The organism is Streptomyces coelicoflavus, assembly GCF_045041415.1.
Lineage (GTDB): Bacteria > Actinomycetota > Actinomycetes > Streptomycetales > Streptomycetaceae > Streptomyces > Streptomyces coelicoflavus.
Window position 1 is genome coordinate 7,671,207 of record NZ_CP108218.1, and the last position, 14,540, is coordinate 7,685,746.

Below are 14,540 nucleotides of genomic sequence, written 5' to 3' on the forward strand. Positions count from 1 at the left end.
TCAACTGGCGATCACTATACGAGTGTTCGTGATCCCAAAGAGAGAAACGTGTTCAACTTCTTGCTTGTGCTCTCAAGTTGCCGGTTCCCTCACGGCAGGCCACCCTGCTCGCAGACCCGGGCCGCCACGTCCCGCAGTTTGACGTTGTTGTCCTGCGAGTAGCGGCGCAGGGCCGCGAAGGCCTGGTCCTCGGTGAGGCGGTGCCTGCCCATGAGGATGCCCATGGCCTCCCCGATGGCGTGCCGGGTGCCGATGGCCTCCTGCAACTGGGCGTGCGTACGCGCGCTGGAGAAGGCGACCGCCGCGTGGGAGGCCAGCAGCCAGCCGGCCGTCTCGTCGGCCTCGGTGAACGCGCCGGGCTTGTAGGAGTACATGTTCAGCGCGCCGAGGTCCTCGTCCTCGGTGAACAGCAGGAAGCCCATCATGCTGCCGAGGTTCAGCTTGCGCGCCTCGGGGACGTACTCGGGCCAGCGCCGAGCCTCGTCGGTGAAGTCGGCGATCCGGAAGTGCCGCTCGCCCGTGTCCCTGCGGGCGGCGTCGAAGCACGGACCCTCTTTGAGGCGCCCCTGCAACTCGTCGCTTTCGACGACGACCTGCTCGGTGGGGGCCAGCGACTGCACGTGATCGGCGCGCAGGATGAGGATGCCGGCGGCGTCGCAGTCCTCCACCAGTTCCGTGGCCGAAGCGGTGATCCTCTCGAGCGTGTCGTTCAGCGATTCCTGGGCCAGCAGATCACGGGCCAACGAGGCCATCTGCTGGGCGAACCCGCGCCAGTCGTCCATGCCGATTCCTCCCTCGCTCTCTGAAGGAGTGCCCCGAGACGGCCGTGGGCAACAGGGCGAGGCCGGGGCAACCACCTTGTTTCATGCTACATCTAAATGCATAATGCGCTTATGGACACGTCGCCGCAGGGCCCGGACGACCTGATCATCGCCGTGGAGCAGATGATCCGGTACGTGCGGCACAGCGCCCGGACCGGCGGTCTGAGCACCGCCGCCTCCTCGACGCTGGCCCGGCTGAGCCGCGAGGGGCCGCAGCGGCTGACCGAGCTGGCCAGGGCCGAGGGCGTCTCCCAGCCGAACATGACCCAGCTCGTCACGCGCCTGGAGCGCGCGGGACTGGCCCGTCGCACCGCCGACGCGAGCGACGGCCGCGGTGTGCTCGTGGCGGTGACGCCCGCCGGCCTCGAGGTCCTGGCCCGGCGGCGCGCCGAACGTGCCGTGGCCCTCCGGCAGCTCATGGAGGACATGACCGGGCCGGAACAGCAGGCCACCACCACCGCGCTCCTGGCCCTGGCCCGGGTCATCCGCAACCGTCAGGACACCTCGGAGGAAGACCGCGCATGAGTGCACCACGTGGACAGGCCGCCAGTCCCTTCCGGCAGCCCAAGGCGGTCTGGGCCGTCGCCTTCGCCTGTGTCATCTCGTTCATGGGCATCGGCCTGGTCGACCCGATCCTGCCGGCGCTGGCCGAGAGCCTCGACGCCACCCCCAGTCAGGTCTCCCTGCTGTTCAGCAGCTACCTGATCGTCACCGCCGTCGCCATGCTCTTCGTCGGCTGGGTCTCCAGCCGCATCGGCGCCAAGCGCACCCTGGTCACCGGCCTCGCCGTCATCGTCGTCTTCGCCGCCCTGGCGGGTGCCACCGGCTCCATCAACGGCATCGTCGGCTTCCGCGCCGGCTGGGGACTGGGCAACGCCCTGTTCATCGCCACCTCGCTCGCGGTCATCGTGGCCTCCGCCAGCGGCGGCTTCAGCGGCGCGATCATCCTCTACGAGACCGCCCTGGGCCTCGGCATCGCCGTCGGCCCGCTGCTCGGCGGCGAACTGGGCGGCATCAGCTGGCGCGGCCCCTTCTTCGGCGTGGCCGCACTGATGGCCGTCGCCCTGATCGCCACCCTCGCCTTCGTCCCCGACCTGCCCAGGCCCAAAAGGGTCACCTCACCGCTGGCCCCGCTGAAGGCACTGCGCCATCGCGGCCTGCTGACCATGGGCATCATGGCCCTGCTGTACAACTGGGGCTTCTTCACCATGCTCGGCTACGCCCCGTACCCGATGGAGCTGGACGCCCACGAACTCGGCCTGGTCTTCACCGGCTGGGGCCTGCTGGTCGCCGCCTTCAGCGTCTTCTTCGCCCCCCGCCTCCAGGCCCGCTACGGCACCGCGCCCGTCCTCTACGCCAACCTGCTCGGCCTCGCCGTCGTCATGGCCGTCATAGCGGCCGGGGTCACCGACCCCACCACCGTGATCGTCGCGGTCGTCGTCAGCGGCGCGTTCATCGGCGTCAACAACACCCTCACCACCCAGGCCGTCATGCTCGTCTCGCCGGTCGAGCGCCCCGTGGCCTCCTCCGCGTACGGCTTCCTGCGCTTCATCGGCGGCGGTCTGGCCCCCTACGTCGCCGGGAAGCTCGCCGACGCCACCGACCTGAGCGTCCCCTTCTACCTCGGTGCCGCCACCTTCCTGCTCGCCATCCCGGTCCTGGCCAGCGGCCACCGGCTGCTCGGCCGGGCCGAGACGGACCCCGGCGAGGCAGCGCCCGTGAGTCCGACGCTGACCCCGGTGGGCACCCCGGCCGCGACCGGCGCGTCGCCCGTGGTCGTGGCCGTAGGCGCCCACCACGAGGCGGCTGCCGTCGTGGACGCCGCCGCACGGCTCGCTCGCGCCACCTCGAGCCCGCTCGAGGTCGTCCACGTACGGCAGACCGCCGTCGTCGAGGAACAGGCCGCCGACACCGAGACCGACGCCGAGGCGGAGGCCGCCGTCACCGCGCACCTCGACCGGCTCGGCGGCCTCGGTGTCGCGGCCACCGGCCAGATCCTCACCGGCGTCGGCGACCACGCCGCCGCGGGTCGCGCCCTGGCCCGGCACGCCGCCGAGGTGGGCGCCCGCACGATCGCGGTCGGCCGCTCCCCGCGCGGCCCGCTGACCCAGTTCGCCGACGGCAGCTTCACCAGCGCCCTCACCCACGCCGCCACCTGCACCGTCGTCCTCGTCGACCCCGACGAGGAACCGCGCCCCCTGACGGTGCGGTCGCTGACGGAGCTGCGCGCCGAGACGCGCTGAGACGCCCCCGCAGCCCGCCGCCGGTCAGACGCCGTTGCCGCCCTCCAGCGGCCTCCTCAGCCGGTCGGCGGCCTCCGGCGGCTGGATGCGCATGCCGGGCCGCCGGCGGTGCGCGGTCAGGTACGTCACCCCGTCCGGTCCGGCCACCACGGCCCGGGTCGAACCGTGCGGCAACCAGGTCAGGGCGCCCGCGCGCAGGGCATGCCCGCCGTCGGCGGAGTCGAGGCGCGCCTCACCGGCGAGGACGAGGAGCAGGACGTCGAGGTCGGGCTCGGTGTGCGTGTCCACCCGGCCCCCGGCGGGAAGGCGGACGACGTTGGCGTCGAGCTGCCGTCCGGGTTCCGCCAGCTTCCACAGGGCGCCGGCCGGCGCGTCGCTCCCCAGGGACACGAGTTCCGCCGTGTCGCACAGCAGCCGGGGGAGGGGGGAGCCCCCCGCCGCACCGGAGTCTCCCGCCGTCCCGGAGTCCGCCCCCGTACCGGAGGAGCCGCCGTCTTCCACTGCCATCAGATGCCGCCGATCCGTGTGCCCAACCGTGCCTGGACGCCGCCCACTTGAGCGACGCGCTCCGGGGGCGGCCGGTCCAGTGACGCACCGCACAGGGCCCGTACCCCCGGTAAAGGCGAATCTAGCATGCGCATTTGATAGCTTCCTGGTGTGCGGCTGACGAAGTTCACCGACCTGGCGCTGCGTTCGGTCATGCGCCTGGCGGTCGTGAGAGACGGTGACGAACCGATGGCCACCCGAGAGGTGGCCGAGGTCGTCGGTGTGCCGTACACGCACGCGGCGAAGGCCATCACCCGCCTGCGGCACCTGGGTGTGGTGGAGGCGCGGCGCGGTCGCGGCGGCGGGCTGACGCTGACCGACCTGGGGCGGTACGCCTCGGTGGGCTGGCTGGTCCGGGAGCTGGAGGGGGAGGCCGAGGTGGTCGACTGCGACGGGGAGAGTCCCTGCCCGCTGCGCGGGGCCTGCCGGCTGCGCGGTGCCCTCCGGGACGCCCAGGAGGCGTTCTACGCCGCACTCGACCCGCTGACCGTGACCGACCTGGTGGCCTCACCGACCGGCCCGGTTCTGATCGGCCTGACGGAGCGCCCCCCGGGCTGAGGGGTGCCGCTCCCGACGGTCGCCGAGTCGTGACCCAAAACACGCATCTGATCTACCAATTAAGGAGTCGCTGTGCTCTCCGAGCAGTCCGTTCCCGTGGTCCGAGCCACCCTTCCCGCCGTCGGGGCGGCCATCGGTGACATCGCCGACGTGTTCTACCGCAAGCTGTTCGACGCCCACCCCGACCTGCTGCGGAACCTGTTCAACCGCGGGAACCAGGCCAACGGCGAGCAGCAGCGGGCCCTGGCGGGCTCCATCGCCGCGTTCGCCGGCATGCTGCTCGAGAACCCCGACGAGCGCGCCGACGTGATGCTCTCGCGCATCTCGCACAAGCACGCCTCGCTCGGCATCACCCCCGACCAGTACACGATCGTCCACGAGAACATCATGGCCGCCATCGTCGACGTGCTCGGCGACGCCGTCACTCCCGAGGTCGCCCGCGCCTGGGACGAGGTGTACTGGCTGATGGCCAACGCGCTCATAGCCCTGGAGGCCCGGCTCTACGCGGAGACGGGTGTCGAGGCCGGAGACGTCTGGCGGCCGATGGAGATCGTCGACCGGGTCGAGGAGAGCGCCGACGCGGTCTCCCTCGTCCTGCGGCCGGCCGACGACCGTGCCCCGGCTCCCTTCCGTCCGGGCCAGTACATCGGCGTCCAGGTCGAACTGCCCGACGGTGCCCGCCAGATCCGCCAGTACAGCCTGTCCGCCGCGCCCGGCCGGCCCGACCTGCGCATCACCGTCAAGCGCGTCCAGGGCGGCGGCCGGCCCGACGGCGAGGTCTCCTCCTGGCTGCACGCGAACGCCCGCAAGGGCGACGTGCTGACCACGTCCGCGCCCTTCGGCGACCTGGGCCTGGTGGAGCACGACGGCCCGCTGCTGCTGGCCTCCGCCGGCATCGGCGTCACGCCCATGCTGGCGATGCTCGACCACCTGGCCGCCGCGGGCGCCACCCGCCCGGTGACCGTGGTGCACGCCGACCGCACCCCCGACGACCACGCCCACCGGCAGGAGCAGCTCGACCTGGTACGCGCACTGCCCGACGCCCGGCTCCACCTGTGGTACGAGGAGCCCGGCGACCGGACGACCGAGGCGTCCACCGGCCGCGCCGACCTCAGCGGCATCGATCTGCCCGAGAACCTCACGGTCTACCTGTGCGGCCCGGTGCCCTTCATGCGCGCGGTCCGCGGCGACCTGCTGCGCCGCGGGGTGCCCGCCGAGGCCGTCCACTACGAGGTGTTCGGCCCCGACCTCTGGCTCGGACAGCAGTAACAGCGGTGGTTCGCCGGCGGCCGGCCGCCGACGCCCGGCCGCCGCGGAACTCGCCTACGGGCTTAGGGCCTGTCCGGCGGATCATGCCGCAGACGCGGGGTCCGGCACGCCCATCTGCGGCGTTGTCGTCGGTTGCCGACGCTCCGCGTCGACGCCCTCCTCCGCCTTGCACATGGACGCACCGGACCCCGCTCACCGGCGCGGACTAGGTGCCCTGTCTTTCCTGCGACCTGATCCGCCGGACAGGCCCCTAGGGGGTGTCGTTTGGATCTTGCCGGGGTCGCGGGGTTTGGCACGCCCATCTGCGGCGTTGTCGTCGGTTGCCAGGGCTCCGCCCTGTCGCCCTCCTCCGCCTTGCAGCTGCACGCACCAAACCCCGCTCGGGCCGGCCACAAGGCACCGTCGCCTGGAGCCGACCTGATCCAAACGACACCCCCTAGGCCGCAGCGGTGAACGCGGTGCTGATCGCGGTGTCGACGCGGGCGTGCACCACCAGGCGCGGACCCGAGGTGTCGGCGTTGTTCTCCAGCAGCCGCCGGGCCGGCGCGCTGTGGGTCACGACGGACATCAGGACGTCGAGCCGCCCGCACCACTGATGGGCCCGGAGCACCGCGCTGACCGCGGCGTGGCCGGCGGCCCGCTCGGTCAGGACGATGACGACGGGGGCCGGCCGATGGGCGTCGACCAGGTTGGTGATGTGCGTGGTCAGTGCGGCCCGCCCGTCGATTCCCGGGTCCTGGTCCACCGTGATGACCAGGACCCCATGCTCCAGGGTGTGGGACAGCATCGCGGCCTCCGATCCGTCGCCTCGTGGCGAAGTTGTGTTCAGTGAAGGTGCCCGGACCCGGGTCCGCAATGCGTCCCGCACCCGACCGGGTGGCCGGCCGCCGTGGCACCGGCGCTGAGTACCATCGTCCGGTCCGCCTCCGACCTCCGCCGATCGCCGCTGGGAGCCCCCGACCCGTGCCCGCCCTCCTGCCTCCGCCCCGCGCCGGGACCACCCCCCTGATGGACCTGGAACACCTGACCCGGGTGGAGGACGGCGAACGGCTGCACGCCCTGCTGTGGCGCCCGGGGCCGGGCTGGCGCACGGTCAGCAGCGCCGTACTGGGCGGCGGACTCGCCGAGCCCGCGTGGGTGCTCAACGCCCAGGTCGCCCACGGCTACCGGCGCACCGACCCGGCACGGCACCTCGCCGGCCTGGCCCGGGCCGCCGGTGCCCGCGGCCCCGGCGTGGGCCTGATGACGGCCGCCGACGTGTCCGCCCACGGACGCGCGCGGGACGGCGGGGCGGAGGCCGTGGCGACCGCCGGCGTCTCGGTGCGCGGCTGGGCGGCGGTGCCCGACGAGGGCGCCGCAGGGGCCGCACCCCCCGGAACGATCAACATCGTCGCCGCGCTGCCCGTCGCGCTGAGCGACGCCGCCCTCGTCAACGCGGTGATGACGGCGACCGAGGCCAAGGTCCAGGCGCTGCTCGACGCCGGTCTCGACTGCTCCGGCACCCCGACCGACGCGGTGTGCGTCGCCGCCAGGACCCCGGCCGACGGCGCCGAGGTGCACGCCTTCGCGGGCCCCCGCTCCGAGTGGGGCGCCCGGCTCGCCCGCGCCGTCCACCGGGCCGTCGGCGCGGCGCTGCCCGCCCCCGTCCGTCCCTGAACGCCGCGCCCCTGCCGTCGCGGGCACGCGTGCGCGGGCCGCGGGCACACGCAGGCGGGGGCGGCCCGGCCGGGCCGCCCCCACGTTGTCCGCCGCGACGTCAGCGCTGGGAGGTCTTCTCCAGCGCCTTGTCGAGGGCGGCCTGGAAGCCGTAGGCCCACAGCTGGTTCACCCGGCTGCGTTCGTTGGAGTTGGGGTAGGGGTTGGTGCAGGACGGGCCGGGGCCGCCGCCCGACATCAGCTCGCTGCACGGTCCGGAGTAGTGGTCGGGCAGACCGAGCACGTGGCCGGTCTCGTGGGCGGTCACCCGGGTCGAGTCGTACTGCTGGTTCTGCCGGTAGTCGAGGAAGATGTAGCCTCTGCCGTGCCCGTCCGTGGAGGCGTACGAGCCGCGCGAGTCGTTGCCCTCGTAGTACGCGAAGTCCGCGCCGGAACTCGACTCCGCGAGCCGCACGTTGGACACCGAGCTGTTCCAGATCTGGGCGGAGCGCGATATCTGCGAGCGGAAGCTCGGCGCGTTGGCGGCGCTGTAGTAGACGGTGACGGACGCGGCGGCCGACGGCGAGAGACCGGCGGCGCGCTTCTTGGCGACGGACTTGACGACCGCCTCGAAGAACGCCCGGTTGGCGGCCGCGTCCTCGCCCGAGCCGGCCGAGGGCAGGTAGCCGGACTGGGCCGCCTGGGCGGCCCGGACCGGCTCCTGGGGCGCCGCGGCCGTCGCGGCGGGGCCGGTGCCGAGCACGGCGGCCGTCAGGCCGAGACCGACCGCGGTGGACAGCAGGGGCAGGCTGATACGCATCGATGACTCCTTGAGTGGGGGAGTGGGGAGAAGTCGTCACCGGTGAGTGTGGAGCGCCCGTGCGCCCGCTGTGATGATGGCAACAGGTGATAGGGCCGGGCTATCCCCCGCGTCCGGCCATTCGTTGCGGCTTTGACCAGAGTGCAGAACTCGCCCTGGTCCGCCGCCTTTTGTTCACCTGGCGCAACCAACTGTTCCGCCTTACGCTCCCTGCATGGAGCTCGAGGTGAGGCACCTACGCGCGCTGTGCGCCATCGCCGACGCAGGCAGCCTGCACCGGGCGGCACGCCAACTGGGCGTCGCCCAGCCCACGTTGAGCACCCAGCTGGCCCGCATCGAACAGGCCCTGGGTGGCCCCCTGTTCGTCCGGGAACGCACCGGCTGCCGCCCCACCCCGCTCGGCCGCACCGTGCTCGGCCGGGCCCGTCCCCTGCTGGCCGACATGAGCACCCTGGTCTGCGAGGCCCGGGCCGCCGCGGCCGGCGGCGACAGCAGGCTGCGGGTCGGCTCCACGGCCAGCCGTGCCCTGGCCGGCTGGCTGCGCCGGCTCAGACGGCCGGGCCTGGAACCGACGCTGCAGATGGACGTCTCCGCCAACGCGCTGCTGCGCCGGGTCACCGACGGCCAGCTCGACGTCGCCTTCGTGCACGAGGTCGAGGGCAGTTCCCTGCACATCCCCGAGGGCCTGCGGGTGCGGGTCCTGGTCGAGCGCGAACCGCAGTTCGTCATGCTGCCGGCCGACCACCCCGCGGCCGTCCGGCCCGTCGTCCGGCTCGCCGATCTCGCCGAGGACCGGTGGATGGTCGACCCCACCGTCGACGGTGAATGGGACGGCGTGCACCGCATGTTGCGCGCCGTCGGCCTCAACCCCCGGGTACTGCACGGCGACTACCACACCGCCGCCTCCCTCGTCGCCACCGGCGAGGTCGTCACCGTCTGCCAGCCCAGCTCCCAGTCCCGGCCCGACATGGCGGTACGGCGCCTGTCCGGCGACCCCCTCGGCGTACGCCTGCTGCTGGCGGCCCGCACCCGGGCCGAGCTGGACGCCGTCTTCCCGGCGCTGGAGGACGCATACTGGGAGGTCGCCCGCCAGTCCACCGCGTACCGGGAGTGGCTGGAAGGCGGCGGGGTCCGGACACTGCCCCGGTGCCCGGTGGCCGCCACGGGAGGCGGCCGGGTGGAGTTCGTGCGGGCCCGCTGAAGGCTCCGCCGGCACCGCGGCCCGCGAGGGCGCCGCACCTTCCGGCCAATAGGGTGATTTTCGCACCGGTCCGGTGTGTCTGCGTGACGGAACGGTTACGGACAGCATCATGAGCTCTGCACGACGACTTCCCCCCGTGCGTTCGCTGGCCGTGGCGGGTGCCCTGGGCGCCTCCGCCCTGCTTCTGACGGCCTGCAGCAACGCCGATACGAACCGTTCCAGCGTCGCGGAGGCGGCACAGACCGAGTCCCCCTCCACGACCGCCACAGATACCCAGTCCCCGTCCTCCACCGGCTCGGCGTCGGCCTCGATGAACGAGGACAAGACCGAGCGCAAGGACCTCGTCTCCGCGGCGAAGGTCACCTGGGACAAGGCTGCCGACACCGCCGTCAAGGAGGTCCCCGAGGGCAAGCTCGTGGACCTCGAACTCAAGCGGACCGACGCCGACGCCACCGCGTCGCCGAGCGGCTCGCCGACCGGGTCGGCGAGCCCCAGCATGCCGAACCCGGCCCCCAGTGAGGGCGCCCCGGAGTGGGAGGCCAAGGTCGCCCAGCCCGACGGCACCCTGCACCGCATCGACATCGACGCGGCGAACGGCAAGGTCTTCCGCACCATGGTCGACCCGGACCAGGACCCCGACGACAAGACCCAGATCACCGAGTGGCTGGACAAGGCCAAGCAGACCCCGGAGCAGGCGGTCAAGGCGGCCACCGAGAAGGCCAAGGGCACCGTCACCCACGTCGAACTCGGTGACAACGACAACCAGCAGGTCGTCTGGGACGTCGACGTGGTCGACAAGGAGAACTGGAACAAGACCTCCGTCGAGGTCGACGCGGCCAACGGCAAGGTACTGGGCCAGAAGGTCGACAAGGACTGAGACCCACCCTGACACCGACGGGAGCAGCGGGCCGCGCGGCCCACTGCTCCCGTTCCTCGTGCCGTCAGGGCGTCACCCGGCCGGTGCGGCGGGCGCGGCGGGCACCGCACCGGCCTCGGCCGCCGGCCCGGTCCCGCCGCGCGGCAGCGTCAGTACGGCCAGGAAACCGAGGACCGCCACCGCGGCGAAGAAGTAGAAGCCCCACGGGTGGCCGACCCCCGAGGCGACCAGCGCACCGGTGATCGACGGGCCGACGATCGAGCCGATCCGGCCGATCCCGGACGCCGAGCCGAGCGCGGTGCTCCGCACGGACGCCGGGTAGTAGTGCGTCACGTAGGCGTAGACGAGCACCATGGCCGAGAAGACGAACACGCCGGTGAAGAAGACGACCACGTTCAGCAGCAGGTCGCTCTCCATCTTGACGCTCAGACACCCCAGCATGAGCACCGAGACCGCGAACCAGACCATGGTGGTGCCCTTGATGCCCCGCCGGTCGGCGACGAACCCGCCGAGGACCAGGCCCACGACGCCGCCGACGTTGAGCACGAGGAGCTGGGTCACGGCCGTCGGCACGGGGTAGCCGGCGTCGTTCATCAGCTTCGGCAGCCAGGTGTTGAGGCCGTACACCAGCAGCAGGCCCATGAAGGAGGCGACCCAGATGCCGATGCCCGCGCGCAGGTACGCCGGCTTGAGCAGCTCGGTGAACGGCACCCGCTGCGCCCCGTCCTGCTTGGCCCGCACGAAGGCCTCCGACTCCGGCAGCTTGAACCACTGGATCGCGGCGATCACCAGGCCGACGACGCCGAGCAGGTAGAAGAGGATCTCCCAGTTGTCGGTCACCTGGAGGGCCAGCAACGAGGTGATCACCGCACCGGTGTGGTAGCCGGTCATCGTCAGCGTGCTGGCCCGCGCCCGGCGGCTGGCCGGCATGTGCTCGGCCATCATCGTGAGCGAGACCGGCATGCAGGCGCCCAGACCCAGACCGGCCAGCAGGCGCAGCGCGGCGAACATCGCGACGGAGTTCGCCAGCGGCACCACGATCGTGAGGACCGAGAAGAGCACGACCGAGCCGATGAGCAGGCGGCGCCGGCCCAGCCGGTCGGCCAGCGGACCGACGCAGACCGCGCCGATCGCGACGCCCACCAGCGAGAGCGTCGCGATGGTGGTCGCGTCGCCCGCGGTCATGCCGAGGTGGTGGGTCTTGAGCAGGGTGGGGATGATGGCGCCGAGGACGACCAGGTCGTAGCCCTCGAGCAGGACGGTGATCCAGCACAGGATCACCGTCCAGGTGCCGCTGCCGGCGCGGCCGGTCTGCGCGGGCGCGCCGGACGTGGTGGTGGAAGCCATGATGACTCTCCCCCCGGGGGACGGGTGTGAGTGAGCGGAGCCGGACCGGCCGGGGCGGCCGGGTGGGACCGGTACGGGTGACCGGAGGGATCAGAACGGGTAGTCGGCGATGTCCGGGCGCACCGTGAGCCACTGGGTCTCGGTGAACGCCTCGACGTTGGCCGCCGCGCCGCCGAACCGGGAGCCGGTGCCGGAGGCCTTGACCCCGCCGAAGGGTGCGTTGGGCTCGTCGCTGACCGTCTGCTCGTTGATGTGCACCTTGCCGGAGTCGATCCGGTCGGCGAGCTTCATCGCCGTACCGACGTCGCCGAGGATGCCCACCGACAGCCCGTACTCGCAGTCGTTGACGATGTGCGCGGCCTCCTCCGTCGTGGAGAACGAGATGACGGGCGCGACCGGACCGAAGATCTCCTCGCGCCAGGCCGGCATGTCCGTGGTCAGACCGGTCAGCACGGTGGCGCGGTAGCCGGCGCCGTCGGTCTCGCCGCCCGCGGCGACCTTCGCGCCCGCCGCGACGCTGTCGGTGACGATGCCGTGCACCCGCTCCAGCTGCCGCCGGTCGATGATCGGACCCAGCGCCACGTCCTCCCGCGCCGGGTCGCCCACCGGCAGCGCCTCGGCCTTCGCGGCGAGCGCGGCGGTGTACTCCTCCACCAGCGACTCGTGCACGATGTGCCGGCCGGTCGTCATGCAGATCTGCCCCTGGTGCAGATACGAGCCGAACGCCCCCGCCGACGCCGCCTTCGCCACGTCCGCACCGGGCAGCACGACCAGCGCGTTGTTGCCGCCCAGCTCCAGGTGCGCCCGCTTCAGCAGTCGCCCCGCCTGCTCGCCGATCGCCCGCCCGACCGGCGTGGAGCCGGTGAACGAGATCACCCGGACCTCGGGCGCCTCCACGACCGCCCGGCCGACCTCGCCGTCGCCCGGCAGCAGGTGCAGGACGCCGGCCGGGAGCCCCGCCTCCTCGAAGATCCGGGCGATGACGACGCCGCCGCTGACCGCGGTGCGCGGATCGGGCTTGAGGAGCACGGCGTTGCCGAGCGCCAGCGCGGGAGCCACGGAACGCAAGGCGAGGATGAGCGGGAAGTTGAACGGTGCGATCACACTGACGACACCGGCGGGCCGGCGCCGCGCGAGCGACCAGCGCGCGTCCTCCGAGGTGAGCACCTCGCCCTGCGGATGGGTCGGCAGCCCGGCGCACTCGAAGCACTCGCCGATCGCCAGCCCCGCCTCGAAGCCCGCCTTGGACCGCACCGAGCCGGCCTCGCGCACCAGCCAGTCCTCGATCCCTGCGGCGTGTTCGGTGAACAGCTCACCCGCGCGCCGCAGCACGGCCGCGCGGCGCTGCGGCGAGGTCGCCGCCCATGCGCGCTGGGCCTCGGCGGCCCGGGCGGCGGCGCGGTTCACGTCCTCGGCCGTGGCCAGGCCCACCGTGCCGAGCCGGTCGCCGGTGGCGGGCTCGGTCACCGGCTGCTCGGCGGGGGAGTCCCGCCAGCCGTCGCTGAAGAACTTTCCGCCCCAGACCTCGCTGTCCAGGAGTGTCATCTTCTTCCCTCTCGTCGGGATCTTCGTGTGGGTGTCAGCTGTTCAGGAGGGCGTGGTCAGCGCCGTGTCCACCTGGATCAGGCGGGGGTGGTCCGGGGCCTCGGCGAGCGCGGCACGCAGCTCCGCGGCCCCGCCGACGTGCTGGGCGCGGACGCCGTAGCCCTCCGCGATGCGGGTGAAGTCGAGCCCCGGGATGTCGAGGCCGGGCGCGTCCGGCACGCCGAGCAGGCCGCCGAACCAGCGCAGCGCCCCGTACGTGCCGTTGCGCAGCAGGACGACGGTCAGCGGAACCCGGTGCTGCGCGGCCGTCCACAGGGCGGTGATCCCGTAGTTGGCCGAGCCGTCCCCGATCACGCCGACCACCGGGCGGTCGGGCCGCGCCATCGCCACGCCGACCGCGCCGGGCAGACCGAAACCGAGCCCGCCGGCCGCCGGGAAGTAGTAGGACCCCGGCCGGCGCAGGTCCATCTGGCGCCACCACGCCGCGTTGGTCGACGTCGACTCGACGACGTACGCGGTGTCCCCGGGCATCTCGTCGCGCAGCGCGGCGAAGACCTGCTCGGGGTGCAGGCCCGGCCCCTCGGCGGTCAGCGGCTCCGGCACGGGACGGTAGGGGTCCGCGGGCGTACCGGCCGCGTCGAGCGACTCCAGGAGTACGTCGACGACCGCGCCCGGGTCCGCGACCAGCGCCTCGCCCATCGGTGCCCGGGCGGCGGCGGAGGCGTCCTCGGTCACCTGGATCAGCCGGGTGCCCTCGGGCAGGTACCGGCCGGGCAGGTACTCGTGGTAGCGGAAGACCGGCGCACCCAGCACGAGCACCAGGTCGTGGCCCTCGAAGGCCTCGGAGACCGGCGCGATCCCGGCGGGCAGCACACCCCGGAACTGCGGATGCCGGTTGGGGAACGGCAGCCGGAACTGCGAGGGCGCCGCCCACACCGGCCCGCCGAGCCGCTCGGCCAGCCGCACGGCGTCGTCGAAGCGGCCGGCGGAGTCGATGTCGCCGCCCAGCACCAGCGCGGGGCGCCTGGCCGAGGCGACCTGCTCCAGCAGCCACCGGCGCTGCTCCTCGCCTGGCGCCGAGGCGCGCAGCACCCGCCGGTCGAGCACCGCCAGGGCGTTGTCGTCGACCTCGGCCGACCAGTCGTCGTACGGCACCGACAGGTACGTCGGGCGGCGCTGGAGCCGCGCCTCGAAGACGGCCTGGGCGAGCGCGCGCGGCACGTCGCCGGCACACGCGGGCTCCGCCGCCCAGCCGACCAGCGGCTTCATCAGGGAGGGCGCGTCGACGCTGGCCAGATTGGCCTCGGGGCCGATGGCCGGGCGCACCTGCTGCCCGGCGACCACGACCAGCGGCGTGCGGGAGGCGACGGCGTTGGTCAGCGCGCCCATCGCATTGCCGGAACCGGAGGCGGCGTGCAGGTTGACCAGCACCGGGCGGCCGGTCGCCTGGGCGTACCCGTCGGCCATGCCGACGACGGCACCCTCGTGCAGACCGAGGACGTAGCGGAAGTCGTCGGGCAGCTCGGCGAGGAAGGGCAGCTCGTTGGAGCCCGGATTGCCGAAGACGGTGGTGAGCCCCTGGCGCTCCAGGAAATCGTGGGAGACACGACGCACGGATGGCACGGACATTCCTTTCGAAGTGACGCGGCACACGCTAGGCACCCCGCGACATGGGCAC

14 protein-coding genes are annotated in these 14,540 nt (G+C 72.9%); 7 read left to right on the plus strand and 7 right to left on the minus strand.

Going from position 1 to position 14,540, the window contains the following annotated elements:
- Nucleotides 1–89: 89 nt before the first annotated feature.
- Entirely contained in the window at nt 90–782 is a 693-nt protein-coding gene (locus tag OHA99_RS34580) for a GAF and ANTAR domain-containing protein (RefSeq protein ID WP_153181353.1), read from the minus strand.
- A 111-nt stretch (nt 783–893) separates the two neighbouring features.
- Between OHA99_RS34580 and OHA99_RS34585 the strand changes: the two genes are divergently transcribed.
- Together OHA99_RS34585 and OHA99_RS34590 are read left to right on the plus strand one after the other, a co-directional pair.
- Nucleotides 894–1,346: a MarR family winged helix-turn-helix transcriptional regulator gene (locus OHA99_RS34585; protein ID WP_228126263.1), complete on the plus strand. Its 453-nt coding sequence runs from the start codon at nt 894–896 to the stop codon at nt 1,344–1,346.
- On the plus strand, nt 1,343–3,064 hold the full coding sequence (locus OHA99_RS34590) for an MFS transporter (protein WP_153181355.1): 1,722 nt from the start codon (nt 1,343–1,345) through the stop codon (nt 3,062–3,064). The genes OHA99_RS34585 and OHA99_RS34590 overlap by 4 nt, the downstream gene beginning before the upstream one ends.
- Nucleotides 3,065–3,088: 24 nt before the next feature.
- On the opposite strand, the gene OHA99_RS34595 is transcribed toward OHA99_RS34590, so the two are convergent.
- Entirely contained in the window at nt 3,089–3,571 is a 483-nt protein-coding gene (locus OHA99_RS34595) for a hypothetical protein (protein WP_153181356.1), read from the minus strand.
- Nucleotides 3,572–3,721: 150 nt separating this feature from the next.
- On the opposite strand from OHA99_RS34595, the gene nsrR reads away from it, so the two are divergent.
- Nucleotides 3,722–4,168 (plus strand): nitric oxide-sensing transcriptional repressor NsrR, encoded by a 447-nt coding sequence (nsrR, locus tag OHA99_RS34600; RefSeq protein WP_153181357.1) that lies wholly within the window; start codon nt 3,722–3,724, stop codon nt 4,166–4,168.
- Between the two features lie 72 nt (nt 4,169–4,240).
- Nucleotides 4,241–5,437 (plus strand): globin domain-containing protein, encoded by a 1,197-nt coding sequence (locus OHA99_RS34605; protein WP_153181358.1) that lies wholly within the window; start codon nt 4,241–4,243, stop codon nt 5,435–5,437.
- 436 nt (nt 5,438–5,873) lie between these two features.
- Here the strand turns inward: OHA99_RS34605 and OHA99_RS34610 are convergent, their stop codons facing one another.
- Complete coding sequence (locus OHA99_RS34610) at nt 5,874–6,224, minus strand: hypothetical protein (protein WP_007446395.1); 351 nt, start codon at nt 6,222–6,224, stop codon at nt 5,874–5,876.
- 176 nt (nt 6,225–6,400) lie between these two features.
- On the opposite strand from OHA99_RS34610, the gene OHA99_RS34615 reads away from it, so the two are divergent.
- On the plus strand, nt 6,401–7,093 hold the full coding sequence (locus OHA99_RS34615) for an adenosylcobinamide amidohydrolase (protein ID WP_153181360.1): 693 nt from the start codon (nt 6,401–6,403) through the stop codon (nt 7,091–7,093).
- Between the two features lie 100 nt (nt 7,094–7,193).
- On the opposite strand, the gene snpA is transcribed toward OHA99_RS34615, so the two are convergent.
- The gene (gene snpA, locus OHA99_RS34620) at nt 7,194–7,892 is read right to left on the minus strand and encodes a snapalysin (RefSeq protein WP_164385972.1); all 699 of its coding nucleotides are present in this window, start codon (nt 7,890–7,892) and stop codon (nt 7,194–7,196) included.
- A gap of 214 nt (nt 7,893–8,106) precedes the next feature.
- Here snpA and OHA99_RS34625 point away from each other — a divergent pair, with 214 nt between their 5' ends.
- The gene (locus OHA99_RS34625) at nt 8,107–9,093 is read left to right on the plus strand and encodes a LysR family transcriptional regulator (RefSeq protein ID WP_153181362.1); all 987 of its coding nucleotides are present in this window, start codon (nt 8,107–8,109) and stop codon (nt 9,091–9,093) included.
- Between the two features lie 109 nt (nt 9,094–9,202).
- Nucleotides 9,203–9,970, plus strand: a complete 768-nt coding sequence (locus OHA99_RS34630; RefSeq protein WP_153181363.1) for a PepSY domain-containing protein — start codon at nt 9,203–9,205, stop codon at nt 9,968–9,970.
- Nucleotides 9,971–10,042: 72 nt separating this feature from the next.
- Here OHA99_RS34630 and OHA99_RS34635 read toward each other — a convergent pair whose 3' ends face one another.
- The 3 genes from OHA99_RS34635 to mdlC form a co-directional block, all read right to left on the minus strand.
- Entirely contained in the window at nt 10,043–11,317 is a 1,275-nt protein-coding gene (locus OHA99_RS34635; protein WP_366473698.1) for an aromatic acid/H+ symport family MFS transporter, read from the minus strand.
- 90 nt (nt 11,318–11,407) lie between these two features.
- A complete protein-coding gene (locus OHA99_RS34640) occupies nt 11,408–12,862 on the minus strand; it encodes a benzaldehyde dehydrogenase (protein WP_153181365.1) in 1,455 nt (484 codons plus the stop codon).
- Nucleotides 12,863–12,904: 42 nt separating this feature from the next.
- Nucleotides 12,905–14,485 (minus strand): benzoylformate decarboxylase, encoded by a 1,581-nt coding sequence (mdlC, locus tag OHA99_RS34645; RefSeq protein ID WP_405698716.1) that lies wholly within the window; start codon nt 14,483–14,485, stop codon nt 12,905–12,907.
- Nucleotides 14,486–14,540: the final 55 nt, after the last annotated feature.

Excerpts from the sequence above, each read along its gene's own strand:
- OHA99_RS34580 (WP_153181353.1), bottom strand. The coding sequence starts at position 782 with ATGGACGACTGGCGCGGGTTCGCCCAGCAGATGGCCTCGTTGGCCCGT.
- OHA99_RS34585 (WP_228126263.1), top strand. The coding sequence starts at position 894 with ATGGACACGTCGCCGCAGGGCCCGGACGACCTGATCATCGCCGTGGAG.
- OHA99_RS34590 (WP_153181355.1), top strand. The coding sequence starts at position 1,343 with ATGAGTGCACCACGTGGACAGGCCGCCAGTCCCTTCCGGCAGCCCAAG.
- OHA99_RS34595 (WP_153181356.1), bottom strand. The coding sequence starts at position 3,571 with ATGGCAGTGGAAGACGGCGGCTCCTCCGGTACGGGGGCGGACTCCGGG.
- OHA99_RS34610 (WP_007446395.1), bottom strand. The coding sequence starts at position 6,224 with ATGCTGTCCCACACCCTGGAGCATGGGGTCCTGGTCATCACGGTGGAC.
- snpA (WP_164385972.1), bottom strand. The coding sequence starts at position 7,892 with ATGCGTATCAGCCTGCCCCTGCTGTCCACCGCGGTCGGTCTCGGCCTG.
- OHA99_RS34625 (WP_153181362.1), top strand. The coding sequence starts at position 8,107 with ATGGAGCTCGAGGTGAGGCACCTACGCGCGCTGTGCGCCATCGCCGAC.
- OHA99_RS34630 (WP_153181363.1), top strand. The coding sequence starts at position 9,203 with ATGAGCTCTGCACGACGACTTCCCCCCGTGCGTTCGCTGGCCGTGGCG.
- OHA99_RS34635 (WP_366473698.1), bottom strand. The coding sequence starts at position 11,317 with ATGGCTTCCACCACCACGTCCGGCGCGCCCGCGCAGACCGGCCGCGCC.
- OHA99_RS34640 (WP_153181365.1), bottom strand. The coding sequence starts at position 12,862 with ATGACACTCCTGGACAGCGAGGTCTGGGGCGGAAAGTTCTTCAGCGAC.